Annotated in this window: 18 protein-coding genes; 12 read left to right on the top strand and 6 right to left on the bottom strand. The window is 61.5% G+C overall.

All coding sequences use genetic code 11. The features are described 5' to 3' along the window. Positions 1–11 precede the first annotated feature (11 nt). The 6 genes from QEN71_RS29475 (at position 12) to QEN71_RS29450 (ending at position 5,967) form a co-directional block, all read left to right on the top strand. A complete protein-coding gene (locus QEN71_RS29475; RefSeq protein WP_201648802.1) occupies positions 12–1,127 on the top strand; it encodes a YbdK family carboxylate-amine ligase in 1,116 nt (371 codons plus the stop codon). Positions 1,128–1,791: 664 nt separating this feature from the next. Then, positions 1,792–2,436 carry a MarR family winged helix-turn-helix transcriptional regulator gene (locus QEN71_RS29470; protein ID WP_028363966.1) on the top strand — a complete coding sequence of 215 codons (645 nt, stop codon included), beginning with the start codon at positions 1,792–1,794 and terminating at the stop codon, positions 2,434–2,436. 145 nt (positions 2,437–2,581) lie between these two features. Then, positions 2,582–3,295 carry a glutamine amidotransferase gene (locus QEN71_RS29465; protein WP_201648803.1) on the top strand — a complete coding sequence of 238 codons (714 nt, stop codon included), beginning with the start codon at positions 2,582–2,584 and terminating at the stop codon, positions 3,293–3,295. Positions 3,296–3,304: 9 nt separating this feature from the next. Then, positions 3,305–4,036: an MOSC domain-containing protein gene (locus QEN71_RS29460; RefSeq protein ID WP_201648804.1), complete on the top strand. Its 732-nt coding sequence runs from the start codon at positions 3,305–3,307 to the stop codon at positions 4,034–4,036. A 94-nt stretch (positions 4,037–4,130) separates the two neighbouring features. After that, positions 4,131–5,243 carry an NADH:flavin oxidoreductase/NADH oxidase gene (locus QEN71_RS29455; protein WP_201648805.1) on the top strand — a complete coding sequence of 371 codons (1,113 nt, stop codon included), beginning with the start codon at positions 4,131–4,133 and terminating at the stop codon, positions 5,241–5,243. Positions 5,244–5,484: 241 nt separating this feature from the next. Further along, on the top strand, positions 5,485–5,967 hold the full coding sequence (locus tag QEN71_RS29450; protein ID WP_028363969.1) for an SET domain-containing protein: 483 nt from the start codon (positions 5,485–5,487) through the stop codon (positions 5,965–5,967). A 50-nt stretch (positions 5,968–6,017) separates the two neighbouring features. Here the strand turns inward: QEN71_RS29450 and QEN71_RS29445 are convergent, their stop codons facing one another. Beyond that, complete coding sequence (locus tag QEN71_RS29445; RefSeq protein ID WP_201648806.1) at positions 6,018–7,517, bottom strand: sensor histidine kinase; 1,500 nt, start codon at positions 7,515–7,517, stop codon at positions 6,018–6,020. A gap of 203 nt (positions 7,518–7,720) precedes the next feature. Continuing rightward, complete coding sequence (locus tag QEN71_RS29440; protein ID WP_007581727.1) at positions 7,721–8,407, bottom strand: response regulator transcription factor; 687 nt, start codon at positions 8,405–8,407, stop codon at positions 7,721–7,723. Between the two features lie 117 nt (positions 8,408–8,524). Between QEN71_RS29440 and QEN71_RS29435 the strand changes: the two genes are divergently transcribed. Continuing rightward, positions 8,525–8,755: a DUF3717 domain-containing protein gene (locus QEN71_RS29435; RefSeq protein ID WP_028363971.1), complete on the top strand. Its 231-nt coding sequence runs from the start codon at positions 8,525–8,527 to the stop codon at positions 8,753–8,755. A 95-nt stretch (positions 8,756–8,850) separates the two neighbouring features. On the opposite strand, the gene QEN71_RS29430 is transcribed toward QEN71_RS29435, so the two are convergent. Both QEN71_RS29430 and phhA read right to left on the bottom strand, forming a co-directional pair. Then, a complete protein-coding gene (locus QEN71_RS29430) occupies positions 8,851–9,147 on the bottom strand; it encodes a 4a-hydroxytetrahydrobiopterin dehydratase (RefSeq protein ID WP_201648807.1) in 297 nt (98 codons plus the stop codon). A gap of 116 nt (positions 9,148–9,263) precedes the next feature. Further along, positions 9,264–10,154: a phenylalanine 4-monooxygenase gene (phhA, locus tag QEN71_RS29425; RefSeq protein ID WP_201648808.1), complete on the bottom strand. Its 891-nt coding sequence runs from the start codon at positions 10,152–10,154 to the stop codon at positions 9,264–9,266. A 132-nt stretch (positions 10,155–10,286) separates the two neighbouring features. Between phhA and QEN71_RS29420 the strand changes: the two genes are divergently transcribed. Then, entirely contained in the window at positions 10,287–10,778 is a 492-nt protein-coding gene (locus QEN71_RS29420) for an Lrp/AsnC family transcriptional regulator (RefSeq protein ID WP_201648809.1), read from the top strand. Positions 10,779–10,797: 19 nt separating this feature from the next. Here the strand turns inward: QEN71_RS29420 and QEN71_RS29415 are convergent, their stop codons facing one another. Both QEN71_RS29415 and QEN71_RS29410 read right to left on the bottom strand, forming a co-directional pair. After that, on the bottom strand, positions 10,798–11,328 hold the full coding sequence (locus QEN71_RS29415; protein ID WP_201648810.1) for a class IV adenylate cyclase: 531 nt from the start codon (positions 11,326–11,328) through the stop codon (positions 10,798–10,800). Positions 11,329–11,587: 259 nt separating this feature from the next. Continuing rightward, positions 11,588–12,487, bottom strand: a complete 900-nt coding sequence (locus tag QEN71_RS29410) for a LysR family transcriptional regulator (protein WP_201648811.1) — start codon at positions 12,485–12,487, stop codon at positions 11,588–11,590. 159 nt (positions 12,488–12,646) lie between these two features. Between QEN71_RS29410 and QEN71_RS29405 the strand changes: the two genes are divergently transcribed. From QEN71_RS29405 to QEN71_RS29390, 4 genes are all read left to right on the top strand, one after another. Next, positions 12,647–14,164, top strand: coding sequence for a CoA-acylating methylmalonate-semialdehyde dehydrogenase (locus QEN71_RS29405; RefSeq protein WP_201648812.1), 1,518 nt, complete (start codon positions 12,647–12,649; stop codon positions 14,162–14,164). Positions 14,165–14,206: 42 nt separating this feature from the next. Continuing rightward, complete coding sequence (locus QEN71_RS29400) at positions 14,207–15,901, top strand: GMC family oxidoreductase (RefSeq protein WP_201648813.1); 1,695 nt, start codon at positions 14,207–14,209, stop codon at positions 15,899–15,901. A gap of 243 nt (positions 15,902–16,144) precedes the next feature. Beyond that, on the top strand, positions 16,145–16,924 hold the full coding sequence (locus tag QEN71_RS29395; protein WP_201648814.1) for an ABC transporter ATP-binding protein: 780 nt from the start codon (positions 16,145–16,147) through the stop codon (positions 16,922–16,924). Next, complete coding sequence (locus QEN71_RS29390) at positions 16,921–17,676, top strand: ABC transporter ATP-binding protein (protein ID WP_201648815.1); 756 nt, start codon at positions 16,921–16,923, stop codon at positions 17,674–17,676. Before QEN71_RS29395 ends, QEN71_RS29390 begins: the two co-directional genes overlap by 4 nt. Positions 17,677–17,707: the final 31 nt, after the last annotated feature.

Raw genomic sequence — 17,707 nt, 5'->3', positions numbered from 1 at the left:
CAGGAAACGCCATGTCACTCGAAGCCTTCATCGATTCGAAACCGTTCACCTTCGGTGTCGAACTCGAGATGCAGATCGTCAATACCCATGACTATGATCTGACCAAAGCGGGGACCGACCTGCTCCGGCTCATCAAGGACGAAAAGATTCCGGGCAACATCACGCCGGAAATCACGGAAAGCATGATCGAGCTGTCGACGGGCATCTGCACGACGCACGAACAGGCCGTCGCGGATCTGCGCAGGATTCGCGATGTGCTCGTCGCCGCAGCCGACCGCCTGAACGTCGGGCTGTGCGGCGGCGGCACGCACGCTTTCCAGCAATGGAGCGAGCGGCAGATCGTCGACACGCCGCGCTTTCAGTACCTTTCGGAACTCTACGGATACCTTGCGAAACAGTTCACGGTGTTCGGCCAGCACGTGCACATCGGCTGTCCGGATGCCGACAGCGCGTTGTTCCTGCTGCATTCGATGTCGCGCTTCATTCCGCACTTCATCGCGTTGTCGGCGTCGTCGCCGTTCGTGCAGGGCGTCGATACCGGCTTTCACTCGGCACGCCTGAATTCCGTGTTCGCGTTTCCGTTGTCGGGCCGCGCGCCGTTCGTCCTCACGTGGGACAGCTTCGAAGAATACTTTTCGAAGATGGTGCATACGGGCGTCGTCAACAGCATGAAGGACTTCTACTGGGACATCCGGCCGAAGCCCGGTTTCGGCACGATCGAAGTGCGCGTGATGGATACACCGCTTTCCGTCGATCGCGCGGCCGCGATCGCTTGCTACATCCAGACGCTCGCGCGTCATCTGCTGCTCGACAAACCGCTGACGCCGAAGGAAGACGACTACCTCGTCTACACCTTCAACCGCTTCGAGGCGTGCCGCTTCGGTCTTGCCGGCACCTGTATCGATCCGCAGACGGGCGAGCGTCGCACGATCTCCGAAGACATCATTCAAACGCTCGAGCGCATTGCGCCTCATGCGGATGCGCTGGGCTCGGGCAAGGCGCTCGAAGAGATCGGCGCGATTGCGCGCGGTCAGGTGAACGATGCAACGTGGCTGCGCAACGTGGTCGAACAGGAAAAGTCGCTGCACGAAGCGGTTCGTCAGCAGTGCCTGCAGTGGCGCGCATGATCCGGACAACGCAGTTCGCTGTTTTGCTCCCGCAAGCAACTGCCTTGCGAATGAGCGAAGCTTGAAGAAACCTGCTTCTGGCGGGTTTTTTTTTTCGAATTCCGGTAACGCGTCCTTAAGCTTTTCTCAAAGTTTACGTATACAAACGTAGTAGTAGTTAACAAGCATTGCGTTTGCCTGTGGACAACCGAATAATTTCCTGCAAACTCAAGGGGCTGCGTAAACGATAACCATGCGGATCGGCCGTGCATCGCGAGCCGGAACCTGGGAGAACGATTCTCAGAACTGGCGCAGTCGCATGGGTTATCAAGAATCGGCGCACAAGTCGTCCCCTGTCTTATCCCGTGGTTATCCACAGATTGCATTGGATAACTTAGCTGTACGATTCGCCGCTCTCGCATAGAATGACGTTTTTCATCGTTGCGGCCTGCCAGGGATCACGTTCATGCGTGGCCCGAACCAACAGGGCTCGCAACAGACGGAGCGTGTGCAACGCCTGCGTGACCGACCGGAACAGGCCGGCATCACAGGAAATTTTTGAGATAGTAGGATTCGGCGAGCCGGGTGATCCGGCGAAGCTTCCCCCCACAGACTGCCGGCGCGCGGGCATCGGATATCGGGTGTCGACGGGCGACGGCATGCTGTCAACAACGAACGAAAGACTATGAGCGAAGGCGTATACGGAGAGCAGGCAACCGGGCGGGTGACCCACAGCCTGCTGCGACTCAGCACGGCCATGCGGAGCCAGGCATGGGAATGGGCGGAAGGCGCAGGCCTGACGCCGACCCAGGGCGAAATCCTCGTGCTGCTGATGCAGCGCAAGGGGCCGATGCGTCTCGGCGAAATTGCCCGCGAAACCGCGCTGACGGCCGCGACCACGAGCGATGCCGTGAGCACGCTGGAAAGCAAGGGCCTGGTGGAAAAGCGCCGTGCACTCGACGACGGACGCGCGCTCGCCGTGCGTCTGACGGCACGCGGCCGCACGGCGGCGAAGCGCGCCGCGCAATGGCCGGATTTCCTCGCGAAGGCGGTCGGCACGCTGCGCGACGAAGAGCAGTCGATTTTCTATCGCACGCTGCTGAAGACCGTGCGTCAGCTCGAAGTGCAAGGCCATATTCCGCCGCATCGCATGTGCGTGACGTGTACGCATTTCGAGCCGAGCAAGAACCCGAAGAAGACGCCGCATCGCTGCATGCTGCTCGATCTGTCGATGTCGGATACCGATCTGCGTCTGGATTGCTCGGTGCACGAAACGGCCGACGCCGCCACGCAGAAAAAGACCTGGAAGATCTTCGCGCAGCAAGCCTGAGTCGGCTAAACTGCTGAGCCGGCCGCCGCTCGCGGGTATTCGCGTGCGGCGTCGGGTGAACTTGCGCCGTCTTGCGCATCGGCAGACGGCGTGTCTTCCAGCACGCCTGTGGCGTGTCCAGTCAACCTGACGGTGGGATTCGCCGATGCTTCACGAAGTTCTGGCCATACGCCACGTGCACTTCGAGGATCTGGGGAGTCTCGAACGGGTGCTCGGCGAACGCGGGCGTCCCGTGCGTTATCTCGACGTCGGCTTTGCGCGTATCGAAGCGCCCGACCCCGTGATGCCGTCGCTGATGGTGATTCTCGGCGGCCCGATCAGCGCGTACGACGACGATCGCTATCCCACCATCGCGCCGCTCGTCGCGATGATTGAAAAGCGCATTGCAGCCGGCCTGCCTACGCTGGGCATCTGTCTGGGCGCGCAGTTGATTGCGCGCGTGCTGGGCGCGAAGGTCTATCCGTCCGGCCAAACCGAAATCGGCTGGACACCGCTCACGCTCACCGATGCCGGCAAGCAGTCGCCGCTGCGTCATCTGGACGCGGCGCACACGTCGATGCTTCATTGGCACGGCGATACATTCGATCTTCCGCAAGGCGCCGTGCATCTCGCGTCCACGCCTGCCTGTGAGAATCAGGCGTTTGCGTGGGGCAAGCATGTGCTCGCCCTGCAATGCCACCCTGAAATCCGCACCGACCGTTTCGAGCCCTGGCTGATCGGCAATGCCGGCGAGATCGCCGGTCACGGTATCGACGTCCGCACACTGCGCGCCGATACCGCGAAACACGGCCCGAAGCTCGAAGCCGCCGCCACCAGCATGTTCGGCGAATGGCTCGATCAGGTGGCCGCGCAACCCTGAACGTCCTGAATGAGTGCAGTGGATCACCGCGTTTTTACCGTCGATACCGTGCTGACCGGCAAGATCGCGCCGCTCGGCGATGAAGCCTCGAACAAGACGAGCGCGATTGCCAAGTCGCCCGTCGATGGCCGCGTGTGGCTCGGCGAGACAGGACTCGAAGGTGATCAGCAGGCCGAACTCAAGGTACACGGCGGCCCGGAAAAAGCGCTGCATCACTATCCATTCGATCACTACGCGACCTGGCGACACGAATGGCAAGGCAGCACCTCCCGTCTCGCGACGCTCGATCAGGCTGGCGCTTTCGGCGAAAACATCAGCACCTCGGGTTTGACGGAAGCGGATGTGTGCGTCGGCGATGTTTATCGGATCGGCGGAGCGATCGTGCAGGTTTCGCAGCCGCGGCAACCGTGCTGGAAACTGAACCTGCGATTCGCGCGCGCCGACATGTCGCGCGCCGTGCAGAACACGCGCCGCACGGGCTGGTACTACCGCGTGCTCGAAGCGGGCGAAATCGGTGCGGGCGATACGATCGAGCGGCTTGCACGTCCGCATGCGCAGTGGAGCATCGAGCGGCTGCTGCGCGCGCTGTATGTAGATCGCGACGACCGGCAGGCGCTCGAAGGCATGGCGCAACTCGACACGCTGTCGCCGTCGTGGCGCAAAACAGCAACGAAGCGGCTGGAAAGCGGCGAAGTCGAATCGTGGACGAAGCGTCTCGACGGACCGGTCAACGCGAGCTAGATCCGCGCCTGCAAACGCGCCAGGCCGTCTGCAGCAATTCGGACCCGGTGCTATGCTCGATCGCTCTTGAGTTCCCGTGAGCATCTCCCCAACCATGAGCGCACTTTTCACTCCGCTCACGCTGCGTAGCGTGACGCTGCCGAACCGCATCGTCGTGTCGCCGATGTGCCAATACTCCGCTGAACGCGGCGAAGCGACGGCATGGCACATGATTCACCTCGGCCATCTCGCGCTGTCGGGCGCGGGCATGCTGTGCATCGAGGCAACGGCTGTCGAACCCGATGGCCGCATCACACCCGCCGATCTCGGCTTGTGGGACGACGTGACGGAAGAAGCGCTGAAGCCCGTGATCGCCGCGATCCGCAAGTATTCGAAGGTACACATTGCGATGCAGTTGTCGCACGCGGGGCGCAAGGCATCGAGCGAAGTACCGTGGAGAGGCGGACAACTGATTCCTGTCGCCGACGGCGGCTGGTTACCGCACGCGCCGTCCGCTCTGCCGCACAAGGCAGGCGAAGAAGCGCCGCTCGCGCTCGACAGTGCCGGTCTCAACCGCATTCGCGAAGCGTTCGCAGCGACCGCGCGACGTGCCGCGCGTCTCGGCATCGATGCGCTCGAAGTGCACGCTGCGCATGGTTATCTGCTGCATCAGTTCCTGTCGCCGCTCGCGAACCAGCGCACGGACGAATATGGCGGCTCGCTCGAAAACCGCATGCGTTTCCCGCTCGAAATCTTCGATATCGTGCGCGCGGCATTTCCGGCAGATAAGCCAGTTGGCGCGCGCGTGTCGGCGGTCGACTGGGTCGAAGGCGGCATCACGATCGAAGACACCATCGCGTTTGCAAAGGAGCTGAAGAAGCGCGGTTGCGACTGGGTCGATGTATCGTCGGGCGGCGTTTCGCCTTTGCAGAAGATTCCCGTTGAACCCGGCTATCAGGTGCCGTTCGCGAAGGCGGTCAGGGAAGCGACGGGTTTGACGACGGTCGCCGTCGGTCTGATCACGGACCCGGAGCATGCGAACCAGCTGATCGAAGAGGGCGACGCCGATCTCGTCGCGATGGCGCGCGCGATGCTCTACGATCCGCGCTGGCCGTGGCACGCGGCCGCGAAGCTCGGTGCAACCGTCGAGGCGCCGCCGCAATACTGGCGCTCGCAACCGCGTGAGCAGAAGGCGCTATTCGGCGATATTTCGTTCGGTCAGCGCTGATTGCCACTCACGCGCAGTGTCCCTTCGACGTCAATCAAGCATTGACGGTTGAACGAAACTGCATCATCCGTGTACGATTTCGGTTGTGACGTTGCAAGCGTCACATGTCGACGCGGCGCCAGCAAGGCGCCGCGTTTGCTATCCGCGTCAGAAAAGCCATGCATCCACGGATCTGGCGCGAAACGCGGAAGCATCGGCGAACAAGAGTTTGCTCATCCACCGTTCTACAAGGATTGATTCAATGAGTTCACGCAGGATCGCTGTGCGTCAATCGGGCGTGCACGGCAAAGGCGTGTTTGCACTCGAACCGATCGCGGCCGGCGAGCGGCTGATCGAATACAAGGGCGAACGGATTTCGTGGAAAGAAGCGCTGCGTCGGCATCCTCATAATCCGGACGAACCGAATCACACGTTCTACTTCGCGCTCGACAGCGGCGACGTGATCGACGGCAAGATCAAGGGCAACAGCGCGCGCTGGATCAACCACTCGTGCGCGCCGAACTGTGAAGCGGAAGAGATCGACGGCCATGTCTATATCGACGCGCTGCGCGATATCGACGCCGGCGAAGAGCTGTTCTACGACTACGGGCTCGTGATCGACGCGCGGCAGACGAAGAAGCTCAAGAAGGAATACGAATGCCGCTGCGGCGCGCGTAAGTGCCGCGGCACGATGCTTGCGCGGCCGGACAAGAAAGACGAGAAGAAATCGAAGAAGAAGAAGTGATTCAGACGTGCTGCCATGTACGTGGCAGCACGCTCATCGATTGATGAACTTCAGGGATCGACCGGCGCATGCGCCGGTTTTTTTGTTTCGCGAGCCTGTTCGGGTTCGCGCAGCACGGCGCCCGTCGCGACGGGCAACCGCACGATAAAGCGTGCGCCGCCTTCGACGGCATCTTCGTAATGCACGCTGCCGCGATGCAGCGCCATGATGTCATGCACGATTGCGAGGCCGAGACCTGCACCGCCGTCCACGCTGCTGTCGCTTTGCCCCTGACCGTCACCGCGGAAGAAGCGCTTGAACAGTTCGGGCTGCTGTTTCGGCGGGACGCCTGAGCCGTTGTCCTCGACGGCGACTTCCGCCATCGCGACGCCATCCACGACCACTTGCGCGACCGTCATCGTGATACGTGCGCCATTGATGCGGGACGGCGGCACGTACTTCAGCGCGTTATCCAGCAGATTCGCGATCACTTCGCGCAGCAGCACAGGATTGCCGCGCGCGACCAACGGATGATCGTTCGATGGATCGTCGAGCCGCTGGAAGCCGAGATCGACGTGCACGGCGAGCGCACGCGGCACCCATTCGGCGCCCGTATCGAACGCGAGCGACGCGACATCGAGATTCACAAAACGCGCGGCCTGTTCGCCTGGCTCGGCGCGCGCAAGCGACAGCAGCTGATTCGACAGACGCACCGCGCGATCGGCGGCCGCACGCAGTTCCTTGACGGCCGCGAGCGTCTGCTGCGGATCGCGGGCGACGACCGCCTGCTCCGCGTGCAGCTTGATCGCGGTGAGCGGCGTGCGCAGTTGATGCGCGGCGTCGGCGATGAATTTTCGCTGCGCGTCGAGGGCAGACTTCAGACGGTCGAGCAGGCCGTTCAACGCGCCCGTCAGCGGACGGATTTCGACGGGGACGAAGGTTTCGTCGACAGGTTCCAGCGACGTGTGTGTCTGCCGGTTCAATGAATCGGCGAGATCGGTCAGCGGATTCAATTGCTGGTTTACGACGCGCCACACGATCACCCAACCGGCGAGCAGCAACAGCAGCAGCGGCATCATGATCGCGATCAGGAACTCGGCGGCGATGCGGAAGCGGTGATGTACAGGCTGCCCGACTTCGATGACGACGGGATTGCCCGTCGGCTGATCGACGCGAACCTGCGCGACGCGCACTGCCGTGCCTTCGTGCTGCGTCTCGAACACATACGCGTAATGCATGCGCCGCACGTTCGTGCCTTGCAGCGGCAGCTTCGGATCGCCGGCGATTTCGGTTTCGCCGTTGCTGATGCGGTAGACCAGCTGTTCGACGGGATCGGAGAACATCGCCTGCGCGAGCGGCGGGACCGTGATGGGCGCCTCGGGACCGGCGATCTGGATCTGCTTCGAAATGGCGGTAGCGAGATCGGCGAGCGAACGGTCGACGACGTGCTGCGTGTATTGCCACGCGAGCCAGTACGCGATGAGGCCGCTCATCAGCGCGAGCAGCGAAAGGGGAGCGGCGAGCCGGCGCAGCAACTGGCGGCGCAGGCTATTCGCGGCGGGATAGTTCATGGTCGAACCCGCGATAAAAGACCGACGCCGACGGATGATCGACTGCGTCAGTCACACATTCAAGATGCGGTTCAGATTGCAGTTCAGACGGCGGGTTTCGGCCGGGCTGAATGACAAGGCGGCCGCCGCGCATACGATGATGCACGTGCGGCCGCCCGTCGAACGACCCGGACGCCGTCAGACCACAACGGTCTCGACGACCATTATGACGCCTGGCGGATTTCCTGGAGCAGATAGCCGAAGCCGCGCACCGTGACGATTTCGACGCGGCAGTTTTCGAGCTTCTTGCGAACGCGGTGCACATAGACTTCGATCGCGGTATCGCCGAGATCGCCGCCGAAGTGCGTCAAATGATCTTGCAGTTGCGCCTTGCTGACCACGCGGCCATGACGCAGCAGCAGCATTTCGAGCACGGCGAATTCGCGCGGCGACAGTTCGAGCGGCTTGTCGTCATTGAAGATACGGCGATCGACGCCCGACAGGCGCACGCCACCCAGCGACACTTCCGGACGCGGCATGTCGCCATGCGGACCGCTGCGGCGCATCACGGCGCGGATACGCGCTTCGAGTTCGGCGGGTTCGAACGGTTTCAGCATGTAGTCGTCCGCGCCGGAATTGAGGCCTTGCACGCGGTCGTTGAGTTCGTCGCGCGCGGTCAGCACGATCACGGGTGTATGACGGTTGCTCTGGCGGAAACGCGAGAGCAGCGTCATGCCGTCGATACCGGGCAGGCCCAGATCGAGGATCACGAGTTCGTGGCGGTTTTGCGTGAGGGCCTGTTCGGCGAAGATGCCGTCGTGGACCATGTCGACCGTGAAGCCGGCTTGTTCGAGACTGCTTTGGATGCCGCGTGCGATGGGGCGGTCATCTTCGATCAGAAGGAGTCGCATGGATTTCGCTCAAGTACAATGGGTTTAGGCAGGGGGCACGCGGTTCGCCGGGGCGCCTGCTGCACAGAATGCCGTGCGGCGTGCCGTTCGATGCGGCCATCAACAGACCAGCCAGCCATGTCCGATATTACGATCTACGAACTGGAAGCCGCGATCAATTTCTGGCGTACCCGCTCGCCTTCGAGCGGCGACGAACTCGTTCTGTGCAAGGAGGCAAGCGCGCTCTCCAAGCCGTATGCGCTGATGATTGTACAGCGACAGACCGCGCTGCCGCAGGAAGGATTGGACGAGATTGCCCGCGCCGCGTGGGATTCTTACGTGTCCCTTAAAAATGGCCTAATGAAGTGAAGGTTTGGTGGCCTGATTACCTGCAATACGCTTTCAGCGCGGGTTTTCCTCTGAGTTTTTAGCCTGATCGGGTTTCTCCCGATCCGCCGTTCTCGTCACTTTCCGGCAGTTATTTCATCGATAAAACGCGCGAGCCGAATGTCGCGCTCGGTGATTCCGTTTGCATCGTGCGTCGAAAGCGTGATCTCGACGTTGCTGTAGACGTTGAACCATTCCGGGTGATGGTCCATCTCCTGAGCCTTGATTGCGACGCGCGTCATGAAGCCGAACGCTTCGTTGAAATCGGCGAACTTGAATTGCCGCTTGATCGCGTCGCGGCCTTCGACGTTTTGCCAACCGTTCAGTTGCGCGACTTGCTGCGTGCGTTCTTCCGAAGTTAGTTTCTGGATCATCGTGTCACCTTTAAAAGCTGTGCGCGACCGCGTCGATGCCGGCTGCATGGACGCGCCGCGCGCATGCGCAGTGGTTCTATTTTTTCACGCTTGAACGGGTGTTGCAGGGTGCCAGGTCAGACGTCGGCGTCCGTTGCCCAGCCTTCGCCCGTGCCGCGCGTGATGACGGTGTCAGTGTCGCGCACATCGCCGGCTGCGAAAGGCTTTGCGTCTGCGAGCTTGTTCAGCAGCGGCGCGAAATCGGTGCGCGCGACGTCGAACAGCTGCGAGAAATCGTCGATCACGAAGTAGGTCTTCTGGAACGTGTCGATCCGGTATTGCGTCTGCATCACGCGTTCGAGATTGAACGCGATGCGGTTCGGCGCGTCGCTTAGCTGGCTGTACAGCGTTTCGCCCTTGCTCGACACGATGCCCGCACCGTAGATCTGCACGCCGTTCGGACTCGCTTCGTCGCGGATCAGGCCGAACTCGACCGTGTACCAGTAGAGCCGCGCGAGCAGCGGCAGCGCGTTCGCATCGTGTGCGGCGAGCGCTGCGCGGCCGTATGCGTGCATGTAGTCGGCGAATACAGGATTGATCAGCAGCGGCACGTGGCCGTACAGATCGTGGAAGCAATCGGGTTCCTGCAGATAGTCGAGCTGATCCGGCCGACGCATCCACCATGTAACGGGAAAGCGGCGATTCGCGAGATGTTCGAAGAACACCTGATCGGGCACGAGCCCCGGCACGGCGACGATCTGCCAGCCCGTCGCGGGCATCAACTGCGCGTTGATCGCGTCGAACGACGGCACGCTTTCCGGCGACAGATTCAGCCGCTCCACGCCTTCCAGGAACGCGTCGCAGACGCGCCCCTTGAGCAGCGCCGTCTGCCGCGTATAGAGCTGATTCCAGACCGCGTGATCGACCGCACCGTAGCGATGCATAGGCTGGTCGATGGTGAAGTCGGCGCGGGTTTCGAGGCCTGCGTCGAATTGCTCTTTGAGCTTCGCGGTGTTCGGAACAGACATGACTTGCAGCGGAGAAAGGAGAAGATGCAAGTCTAGAGCGGCGAACGCGCGGCAAGGGCGCATGTTTTCCGGAATGCACGGTGTGAATGCGATAATCGCGCATCAAAACGCAATTGCATGCGGAGAATTTACATGGTGGAACTCGATCACTTCGATCTGGCGCTTCTCGACGTCCTGCAGCGCTTCGGGCGCGCAACGCACCAGCAACTCGGCGAGCAGGTGCCGCTGTCACCGTCGCAGATCGGGCGGCGTCTTCAGCGGCTGGAGGCGATCGGTGTGGTCGACGGTTATCGCGTCGTGCTGCGGCCGGAGAAACTCGGGCTCGGCGTGATGGCGTTCACGAGCCTGAAACTGAAGCACCACGGCGATTCGATCATCGAGCAGTTCCAGCAGCAGATCGACGTGCTGCCGGAAGTACTCGAATGTCACGCGGTGGTGGGCGATGCCGATTATCTGCTGCGCATCGTGGCGCCGGATCTGAACGCGCTGTCGTCGTTCGTGATGAAGAAGCTGATGCGGGTGCCGGGCGTCGACAGTGTGCGCTCGAACATCGTGCTGACGACGTTCAAGCGCAACGGCCCGCTGCCGCTCGGTCATCTGACGCCGGGCGCGCCGGCTGTCTGACCGCGCAGCGTGTGACGAATCACGCGGCCTTCAACGGCTCCTGATTCAGCATATCCACATACGCGACGGCGACGAGGTCCGATTCCGGCACGCCGAGTTTCGCAAACACTTCATGCGCTTCGGTTTCGCCGCCTTCTTCGTCGTCATCCTGCGCGAGCACGACTTCGAGTTCGACGAAATCGCCGAGACCGTCGACGCGATCCAGATGAATCCGCGTACGCCCGACGATATACACGTGACGTTCCTTCGTGACGATGCCGCGCGTCGTGAGCGCGGTTGCGAGCAGCGAGTGCATCGCTTCGGGGTTCGTCACCGGGCTGCGCGTGTAGTACGACGCCTTCGGACCGTCGCGGTCGTCGCGCTGATAGAAGATCAGTTCGGCAGGCGTGCCGTCGTCGAACTGACGCAGCTTCAGACGGCCGCGCGGCACGTCGTAGAAAAAGTCCTGCTGGCGAAAGATCAACGGAGCGTCAGGCGCAAGAGCGGCCGCGCGCTCGCGAAGCTGCTCGAACTGCTGCGCGCGGGCTTTGATTTCGATGTTGCGTGCCATGTGAAGCTCCTGTCGAAAGTGAACGTGAACGGCTTCTGACGACGACGGGACCGGCGTCGCTGGCCTGCGTGAGCAAGCTGCTCGTCAGAGACCGAAGGACATACGGATTACAGCGGGGAAATCGGGCAAAGCGTCAATCTAGCAAAAAGCCCGTGACGATGTAGTTAAAGCCCACGGCGTGCGAAGGGGACAGAAAACGGTTGCCGAAGCGGCCGTGTCATGAGGTCGGCTCATATCGCACGACGCGCATGCGCGTCGCTCAAGTCGACCATTGCAGCTCGATCAGTTTCAACGCCGCGGCGATGGCCGGCTCGTCCCTGTGCGCGGCGAGCGTGATGAACGTCAGCTCCGTCGGCACCGTCACGTCTTCGACGATTGTCAGCGCGTGCGCGTGCGCTTCGGCGAGCGCAATCGAATCGCGCGCGAGCGTGAGCCCGATGCCGGATTTGACGAGATCGAGCATCGACGGTTCCTGATCGACTTCGGCGACCTTGATGGGCTTGACGCCGGCATCGGCGAAACGGCGCGTCAGCAGGCGGTTGTGCGCGGACGCGGGGGGCGTCCAGATCCATGGAAACGAAGCGAGCGCGCGCCAGTCGCGCGCGCCCTTCATGCGGTCTTTCCAGCCGGGCGGCGCCAGCACGCGATATTGGAAGTGCGTGAGCGTGACGGCATGAAAGATCGGCGCGTCGCGCGTGTCGTCGTCATCTGGCTGGCCGATGTAATAGCCGACGTCCAGTTCGCCCGCGCGCACCTGATCGCGCACCCAGCCCGACATGCCGTGCCGAAGCTGCGTCTCGACATGCGGCCACGTTTCGACCAGCTGCTTCAGAAAGCCGCCGAGTCGCAGGAACGTCGGATCGAGAATCGTGCCGATGCGCAGACGTCCGCGCACTTCCTGACGCAGCGTGGCCGCCGCGCGTTCGACATCGCTTGCGGCCGCGAGCGCGCGCTCGGCATGTGGCAACAGCGCCTGACCGTCGCGCGTCAGCGCGAGCCCGTGCGACGTGCGCGTGAAGAGCGTCACGCCGAGCGCAGTCTGCAGGTTCTTGATCTGCAGACTCACGGCGGGCTGGGTCAGATGCAATTGCGTCGCGGCGCGCGTCAGATTGCCTTCGCGTGCGACCGTTGCAAATGCGCGGAGCAGGGTGAGATCCATCCGCTGATATTAACGCGCCTTATATCGCATTTGAGCATTACTCATTGGATTTGCTGCGCGGCTCGCGATTACGCTAGGCAACATCATGCGAAGGCGTGACGCATTGCGCTGCAGCATCGACCAACACAAAGTCCCAAGGTCCGATTCCCAGGAGACATCATGAGCGAGACAGATCAAAGCAAGGTGCGCGCGCTGACGCACGCGATCAACGGCCAGCCCGTCGATGGCACGAGCCAGCGTTTTGGCGACGTGTTCAATCCCGCGACGGGCGACGTCACTTCGCGCGTGCCGCTCGCGAGTGTTGCCGAAGTCGATGCAGCTGTTGCTGCGGCGAAGGCCGCGTTTCCCGCATGGAGCGAAACGGCGCCGATCAAACGCGCGCGCGTGCTGTTCAAGTTCAAGGAACTGCTCGACCGACATCACGACGAACTCGCCGAACTGATCACGCGCGAGCACGGCAAGGTGTTTTCCGATGCGAAGGGCGAAGTGATGCGCGGCATCGAAATCGTCGAGTTCGCATGCGGCATTCCGAATCTGTTGAAGACGGACTTCACCGATCAGATCGGCGGCGGCATCGACAACTGGAATCTGCGTCAGCCGCTCGGCGTCGTCGCGGGCATCACACCGTTCAACTTCCCGATGATGGTGCCGTGCTGGATGTTCCCCGTTGCGATCGCGTGCGGTAACACGTTCGTGTTGAAGCCTTCGGAACGCGATCCGTCGGCATCCGTGCGACTCGCCGAACTATTGAAGGAAGCGGGCTTGCCTGACGGCGTGTTCAATGTCGTGCATGGCGACAAGGTGGCCGTTGATGCACTGCTCGCACATCCTGATGTGAGCGCGTTGTCGTTCGTCGGCTCGACGCCGATTGCAGAATACATCTACACAGAAGGCACGAAACACGGCAAGCGCGTGCAGGCGCTGGGCGGCGCAAAGAATCATCTCGTCGTGATGCCGGATGCGGATCTCGATCAGGCCGTCGATGCGTTGATCGGCGCGGCCTATGGCTCGGCGGGCGAGCGCTGCATGGCGATCTCGGTTGCTGTGGCCGTCGGTCATATCGCCGACGAACTGATCGAGCGACTCACGCCGCGTGTGAAGTCGCTGAAGATCATGAACGGCATGGAAGGTGAAGCCGAAATGGGTCCGCTCGTGACGGCAGCGCATCGCGAGAAAGTGTCGGGCTATATCGAAGCGGGGGTCGATGCTGGTGCGAAGCTGGTCGTCGATGGGCGTGGTCATCAGGTGGCCGGTCACGAGAAGGGCTTCTTCCTTGGCGGCACATTGTTCGACGATGTGAAGACCGATATGAAGATCTACCGCGAAGAGATTTTCGGGCCTGTGCTGTGCGTGGTGCGTGTGCCTGATTTCGCTTCCGCTGTCGAACTGATCAACAAGAACGAGTTTGCGAATGGCGTCTCGCTGTTCACGTCGGATGGCGGCGTTGCGCGTGCGTTTTCGCGGCAGATTCAGATCGGCATGGTCGGCATCAACGTGCCGATTCCGGTGCCGATGGCGTGGCATTCGTTCGGCGGCTGGAAGAAGTCATTGTTCGGCGATCACCATGCTTATGGCGAAGAAGGCGTGCGCTTCTATACACGCTACAAGAGCGTGATGCAGCGCTGGCCGGACAGCATCGCGAAGGGCGCCGAATTCACGATGCCTGTTGCGAAATAAAGCAGCGAAATAAAAGCGACGAAGTAAAAGCGGGAGACGACGGTGAGCACGACAGCAAGAAAACTCGAAGGCGAGTTCGACTACATCATCATTGGTGCGGGCACGGCGGGTTGTGTGCTTGCGAATCGGCTCACCGAAGATCCCGACGTCAGCGTGCTGTTGCTCGAAGCAGGCGGCAAAGACGATTATCACTGGATTCATGTGCCGGTCGGCTACCTCTATTGCATCGGCAATCCGCGCACCGATTGGCTCTATAAAACGCAGGCTGAACCGGGTTTGAATGGTCGCGCGTTGTCGTATCCGCGTGGCCGCGTATTGGGCGGCTGTTCGTCGATCAACGGCATGATCTACATGCGCGGTCAGCGCGAAGATTACGACGAATGGGCGCGCGTAACGAACGATGCATCGTGGTCATGGGATGCCGTGCTGCCAGTCTTCAAACGCAGCGAAGATCATCACGGCGGCGCCAATGAATTTCACGGCGCGGGCGGTCAATGGCGTGTCGAGAAGCAGCGCCTCAAATGGAAGATTCTTGAGACGTTCGCCGAAGCCGCAACAGAAACCGGCATACCCGCCACCGACGATTTCAATCGCGGCAACAACACAGGTGTCGGTTATTTCGATGTGAACCAGAAGCGCGGCATTCGCTGGAATGCATCGAAGGCGTTTTTGCGGCCTGCGTTACAGCGATCGAATCTCACCGTCATCACGGGCGCGCACACGCAACGCGTCGTGTTCGAAGGCAAGCGTTGCGTCGGTGTCGAATATCGCGGCGACAACGTCGAGTACATCGCGAAGGTGCGTATCGAAGTGATCATGAGTTCGGGCGCGGTGAACTCGCCGCAATTGCTCGAACTGTCGGGCGTCGGGAATGGCGCGCGTTTGCAGAATCTCGGCATCGAGGTCGTCAAGGATCTGCGCGGCGTCGGCGAAAATCTGCAGGATCATTTGCAGTTGCGCATGGCGTATAAGGTGCACGGCGTACGCACGTTGAACACGGCGTCAGCACACTGGTGGGGCAAGATGATGATCGGGCTGCAGTATCTGTTGATGCAGAGCGGACCGATGTCGATGTCGCCATCGCAACTGGGCGCGTTCGCGAAGTCGGACATGAACGACAGGTCATTGACGCGTCCCGATCTCGAGTATCACGTGCAGCCGCTTTCGCTCGACAAGTTCGGCGAGCCATTGCATCGTTTCAATGCGTTCACCGCATCCGTGTGTCATTTGCGGCCCACGTCGCGCGGCAGCGTGCACATCGACTCGCGCGATCCGCATGCAGCGCCGCTGATTGCGCCGAATTATCTGTCGACCGATTACGACCGTCATGTGGCTGCGAACGCATTGCGTCTCACGCGACGCATTGCAGCCGCGCCTGCGTTGCAGCGCTACAGGCCCGAAGAGATTCTTCCCGGCATCCAGTTTCAGACTGAGGAAGAGTTGCAGCGCGCGGCAGGCAATGTCGGCACGACGATCTTCCATCCTGTCGGCACGTGCCGGATGGGCACGGCGGACGATCCGGGTGCAGTCGTCGATAGCCGCTTGCGTGTGATTGGCGTCGAAGGTCTGCGTATCGTGGATGCGTCGGTGATGCCGACGATCACGTCGGGCAACACGAACTCGCCGACGCTGATGATCGCCGAGCGTGCAAGCGACATGATTCGCGCCGACCGTCGCGCGCGTGCAGACAGTCTCTCAATCGAGACACGCGCTGCATCGCCAATGTCGGTTGCATGACACGCAACGTTTAACGTTTTGCGCCGCGAAGGTCGCATCAAACACTAAGTGCAAATCCCAATGATTGCGCTGCATCATTGGCGCGACAATGGCGCCATGCTGCGTGGTGCGGCATGGATTACCGTCCTCATTGGTGCACCACGCCACGATTGGCACGGGGGTGTCATCGCCAATAACAGTCGCGCCGAATCTGCGCGGTACAGAACGCGGTAGTGCTTCGCCTTACTTCGCATGGAAGGGAACATGATTCTCGGCGATACGATACTCGAGACGCGCGGGCTCACACGTGAGTTCAAGGGGTTTACCGCAGTCAATGGCGTGAACCTGCGCGTGAAGCGCGGCTCGATTCATGCGCTCATCGGCCCCAACGGCGCAGGCAAAACCACCTGCTTCAATCTGCTCACCAAGTTTCTCGTGCCCACTGCGGGTCAGATCGTCTTTAACGGCGTCGACATCACGAGCGAGCGTCCCGCGCAGATCGCGCGTCGCGGCATCATCCGTTCCTTCCAGATTTCCGCTGTGTTTCCGCATCTGACGGCATTGCAGAACGTTCGCATCGGTTTGCAACGTCAGCTCGGCAGCGCGTTTCACTTCTGGAGAAGCGAGCGCACGCTGCATCAACTCGATGACCGCGCAATCGATCTGCTGACGCAAGTCGGCCTGACCGATTTCGCCGATGTACCCGCCGTCGAACTGTCGTACGGCCGCAAGCGCGCGCTCGAAATCGCGACGACGCTCGGCATGGAACCCGAACTCATGCTGCTCGACGAACCGACACAAGGCATGGGACATGAAGACGTCGACCGTGTGACCGCGCTGATCAAAAAAGTATCGGCGGGCCGCACGATCCTGATGGTCGAACACAACATGAATGTGATTGCCGGCATCTCCGACACGATTACCGTCCTGCAACGCGGCGAGGTGCTCGCCGAAGGCACGTACGCGGAAGTCTCGAAGAACCCGCTCGTCATGCAGGCCTATATGGGCAGTGCGGACGCAGCGCTTGCCGGAGCGCATGCATGAGCACAGTGAGCGAACAGGAAAACGCAGCGGTCAGTGTCGTGAGCGGCGAACCCGCGCTGGAGATCGCCGGGCTGCAGGCGTGGTACGGCGAGTCGCACATCCTGCATGGCGTCGATCTGACCGTGAACCGCGGGGAAGTCGTCACGCTGCTCGGCCGCAACGGCGCGGGCCGCACCACGACGCTGCGCGCGATCATGGGCCTGACGGGGCGTCGCACGGGCTCGATCCGCGTCGGTGGACGCGAGACCATATCGATGCCGACGCATCGGATCGCACATTGCGGCGTCGGTTATTGCCCGGAAGAGCGCGGCATTTTTTCGAGCCTGTCGTGCGAAGAAAATCTGCTGTTGCCGCCGCCCGTCGGCGACAAGTCGTTGATGATGTCGATCGACGAGATCTACCAGATGTTTCCCAATCTCCAGGAACGGCGCATGAGCCAGGGCACGCGTCTGTCTGGTGGCGAGCAGCAGATGCTGGCCGTCGCGCGCATTCTGCGCACGGGCGCGAACCTGCTGCTGCTCGATGAGATTTCCGAAGGTCTTGCGCCGGTGATCGTGCAGGCGCTCGCGCGCATGATCGTGACGCTGAAATCTCGCGGCTACACGATCGTCATGGTCGAACAGAACTTCCGCTTTGCCGCGCCGCTCGCCGATCGTTTCTATGTGATGGAGCACGGTCGTATCGTCGAGCATTTCGGGGCGAAGGAACTCGAAAGCAAAATGCCGGTGCTGCACGATTTGCTCGGGGTATGAGCCGGGGAGTGCGGACCTGATTGCCTCTGAC

This window comes from Paraburkholderia sabiae (assembly GCF_030412785.1).
Lineage (GTDB): Bacteria > Pseudomonadota > Gammaproteobacteria > Burkholderiales > Burkholderiaceae > Paraburkholderia > Paraburkholderia sabiae.
Note: the sequence above shows the minus strand (reverse complement) of the source record. Positions and strands in the feature narration are given on the sequence as shown.

What these genes read in the sequence shown, in the direction of transcription:
- QEN71_RS29475 (WP_201648802.1), top strand. Translation starts at nt 12, where the DNA reads ATGTCACTCGAAGCCTTCATCGATTCGAAACCGTTCACCTTCGGTGTC.
- QEN71_RS29470 (WP_028363966.1), top strand. Translation starts at nt 1,792, where the DNA reads ATGAGCGAAGGCGTATACGGAGAGCAGGCAACCGGGCGGGTGACCCAC.
- QEN71_RS29465 (WP_201648803.1), top strand. Translation starts at nt 2,582, where the DNA reads ATGCTTCACGAAGTTCTGGCCATACGCCACGTGCACTTCGAGGATCTG.
- QEN71_RS29460 (WP_201648804.1), top strand. Translation starts at nt 3,305, where the DNA reads ATGAGTGCAGTGGATCACCGCGTTTTTACCGTCGATACCGTGCTGACC.
- QEN71_RS29455 (WP_201648805.1), top strand. Translation starts at nt 4,131, where the DNA reads ATGAGCGCACTTTTCACTCCGCTCACGCTGCGTAGCGTGACGCTGCCG.
- QEN71_RS29450 (WP_028363969.1), top strand. Translation starts at nt 5,485, where the DNA reads ATGAGTTCACGCAGGATCGCTGTGCGTCAATCGGGCGTGCACGGCAAA.
- QEN71_RS29445 (WP_201648806.1), bottom strand. Translation starts at nt 7,517, where the DNA reads ATGAACTATCCCGCCGCGAATAGCCTGCGCCGCCAGTTGCTGCGCCGG.
- QEN71_RS29440 (WP_007581727.1), bottom strand. Translation starts at nt 8,407, where the DNA reads ATGCGACTCCTTCTGATCGAAGATGACCGCCCCATCGCACGCGGCATC.
- QEN71_RS29435 (WP_028363971.1), top strand. Translation starts at nt 8,525, where the DNA reads ATGTCCGATATTACGATCTACGAACTGGAAGCCGCGATCAATTTCTGG.
- QEN71_RS29430 (WP_201648807.1), bottom strand. Translation starts at nt 9,147, where the DNA reads ATGATCCAGAAACTAACTTCGGAAGAACGCACGCAGCAAGTCGCGCAA.
- phhA (WP_201648808.1), bottom strand. Translation starts at nt 10,154, where the DNA reads ATGTCTGTTCCGAACACCGCGAAGCTCAAAGAGCAATTCGACGCAGGC.
- QEN71_RS29420 (WP_201648809.1), top strand. Translation starts at nt 10,287, where the DNA reads ATGGTGGAACTCGATCACTTCGATCTGGCGCTTCTCGACGTCCTGCAG.
- QEN71_RS29415 (WP_201648810.1), bottom strand. Translation starts at nt 11,328, where the DNA reads ATGGCACGCAACATCGAAATCAAAGCCCGCGCGCAGCAGTTCGAGCAG.
- QEN71_RS29410 (WP_201648811.1), bottom strand. Translation starts at nt 12,487, where the DNA reads ATGGATCTCACCCTGCTCCGCGCATTTGCAACGGTCGCACGCGAAGGC.
- QEN71_RS29405 (WP_201648812.1), top strand. Translation starts at nt 12,647, where the DNA reads ATGAGCGAGACAGATCAAAGCAAGGTGCGCGCGCTGACGCACGCGATC.
- QEN71_RS29395 (WP_201648814.1), top strand. Translation starts at nt 16,145, where the DNA reads ATGATTCTCGGCGATACGATACTCGAGACGCGCGGGCTCACACGTGAG.
- QEN71_RS29390 (WP_201648815.1), top strand. Translation starts at nt 16,921, where the DNA reads ATGAGCACAGTGAGCGAACAGGAAAACGCAGCGGTCAGTGTCGTGAGC.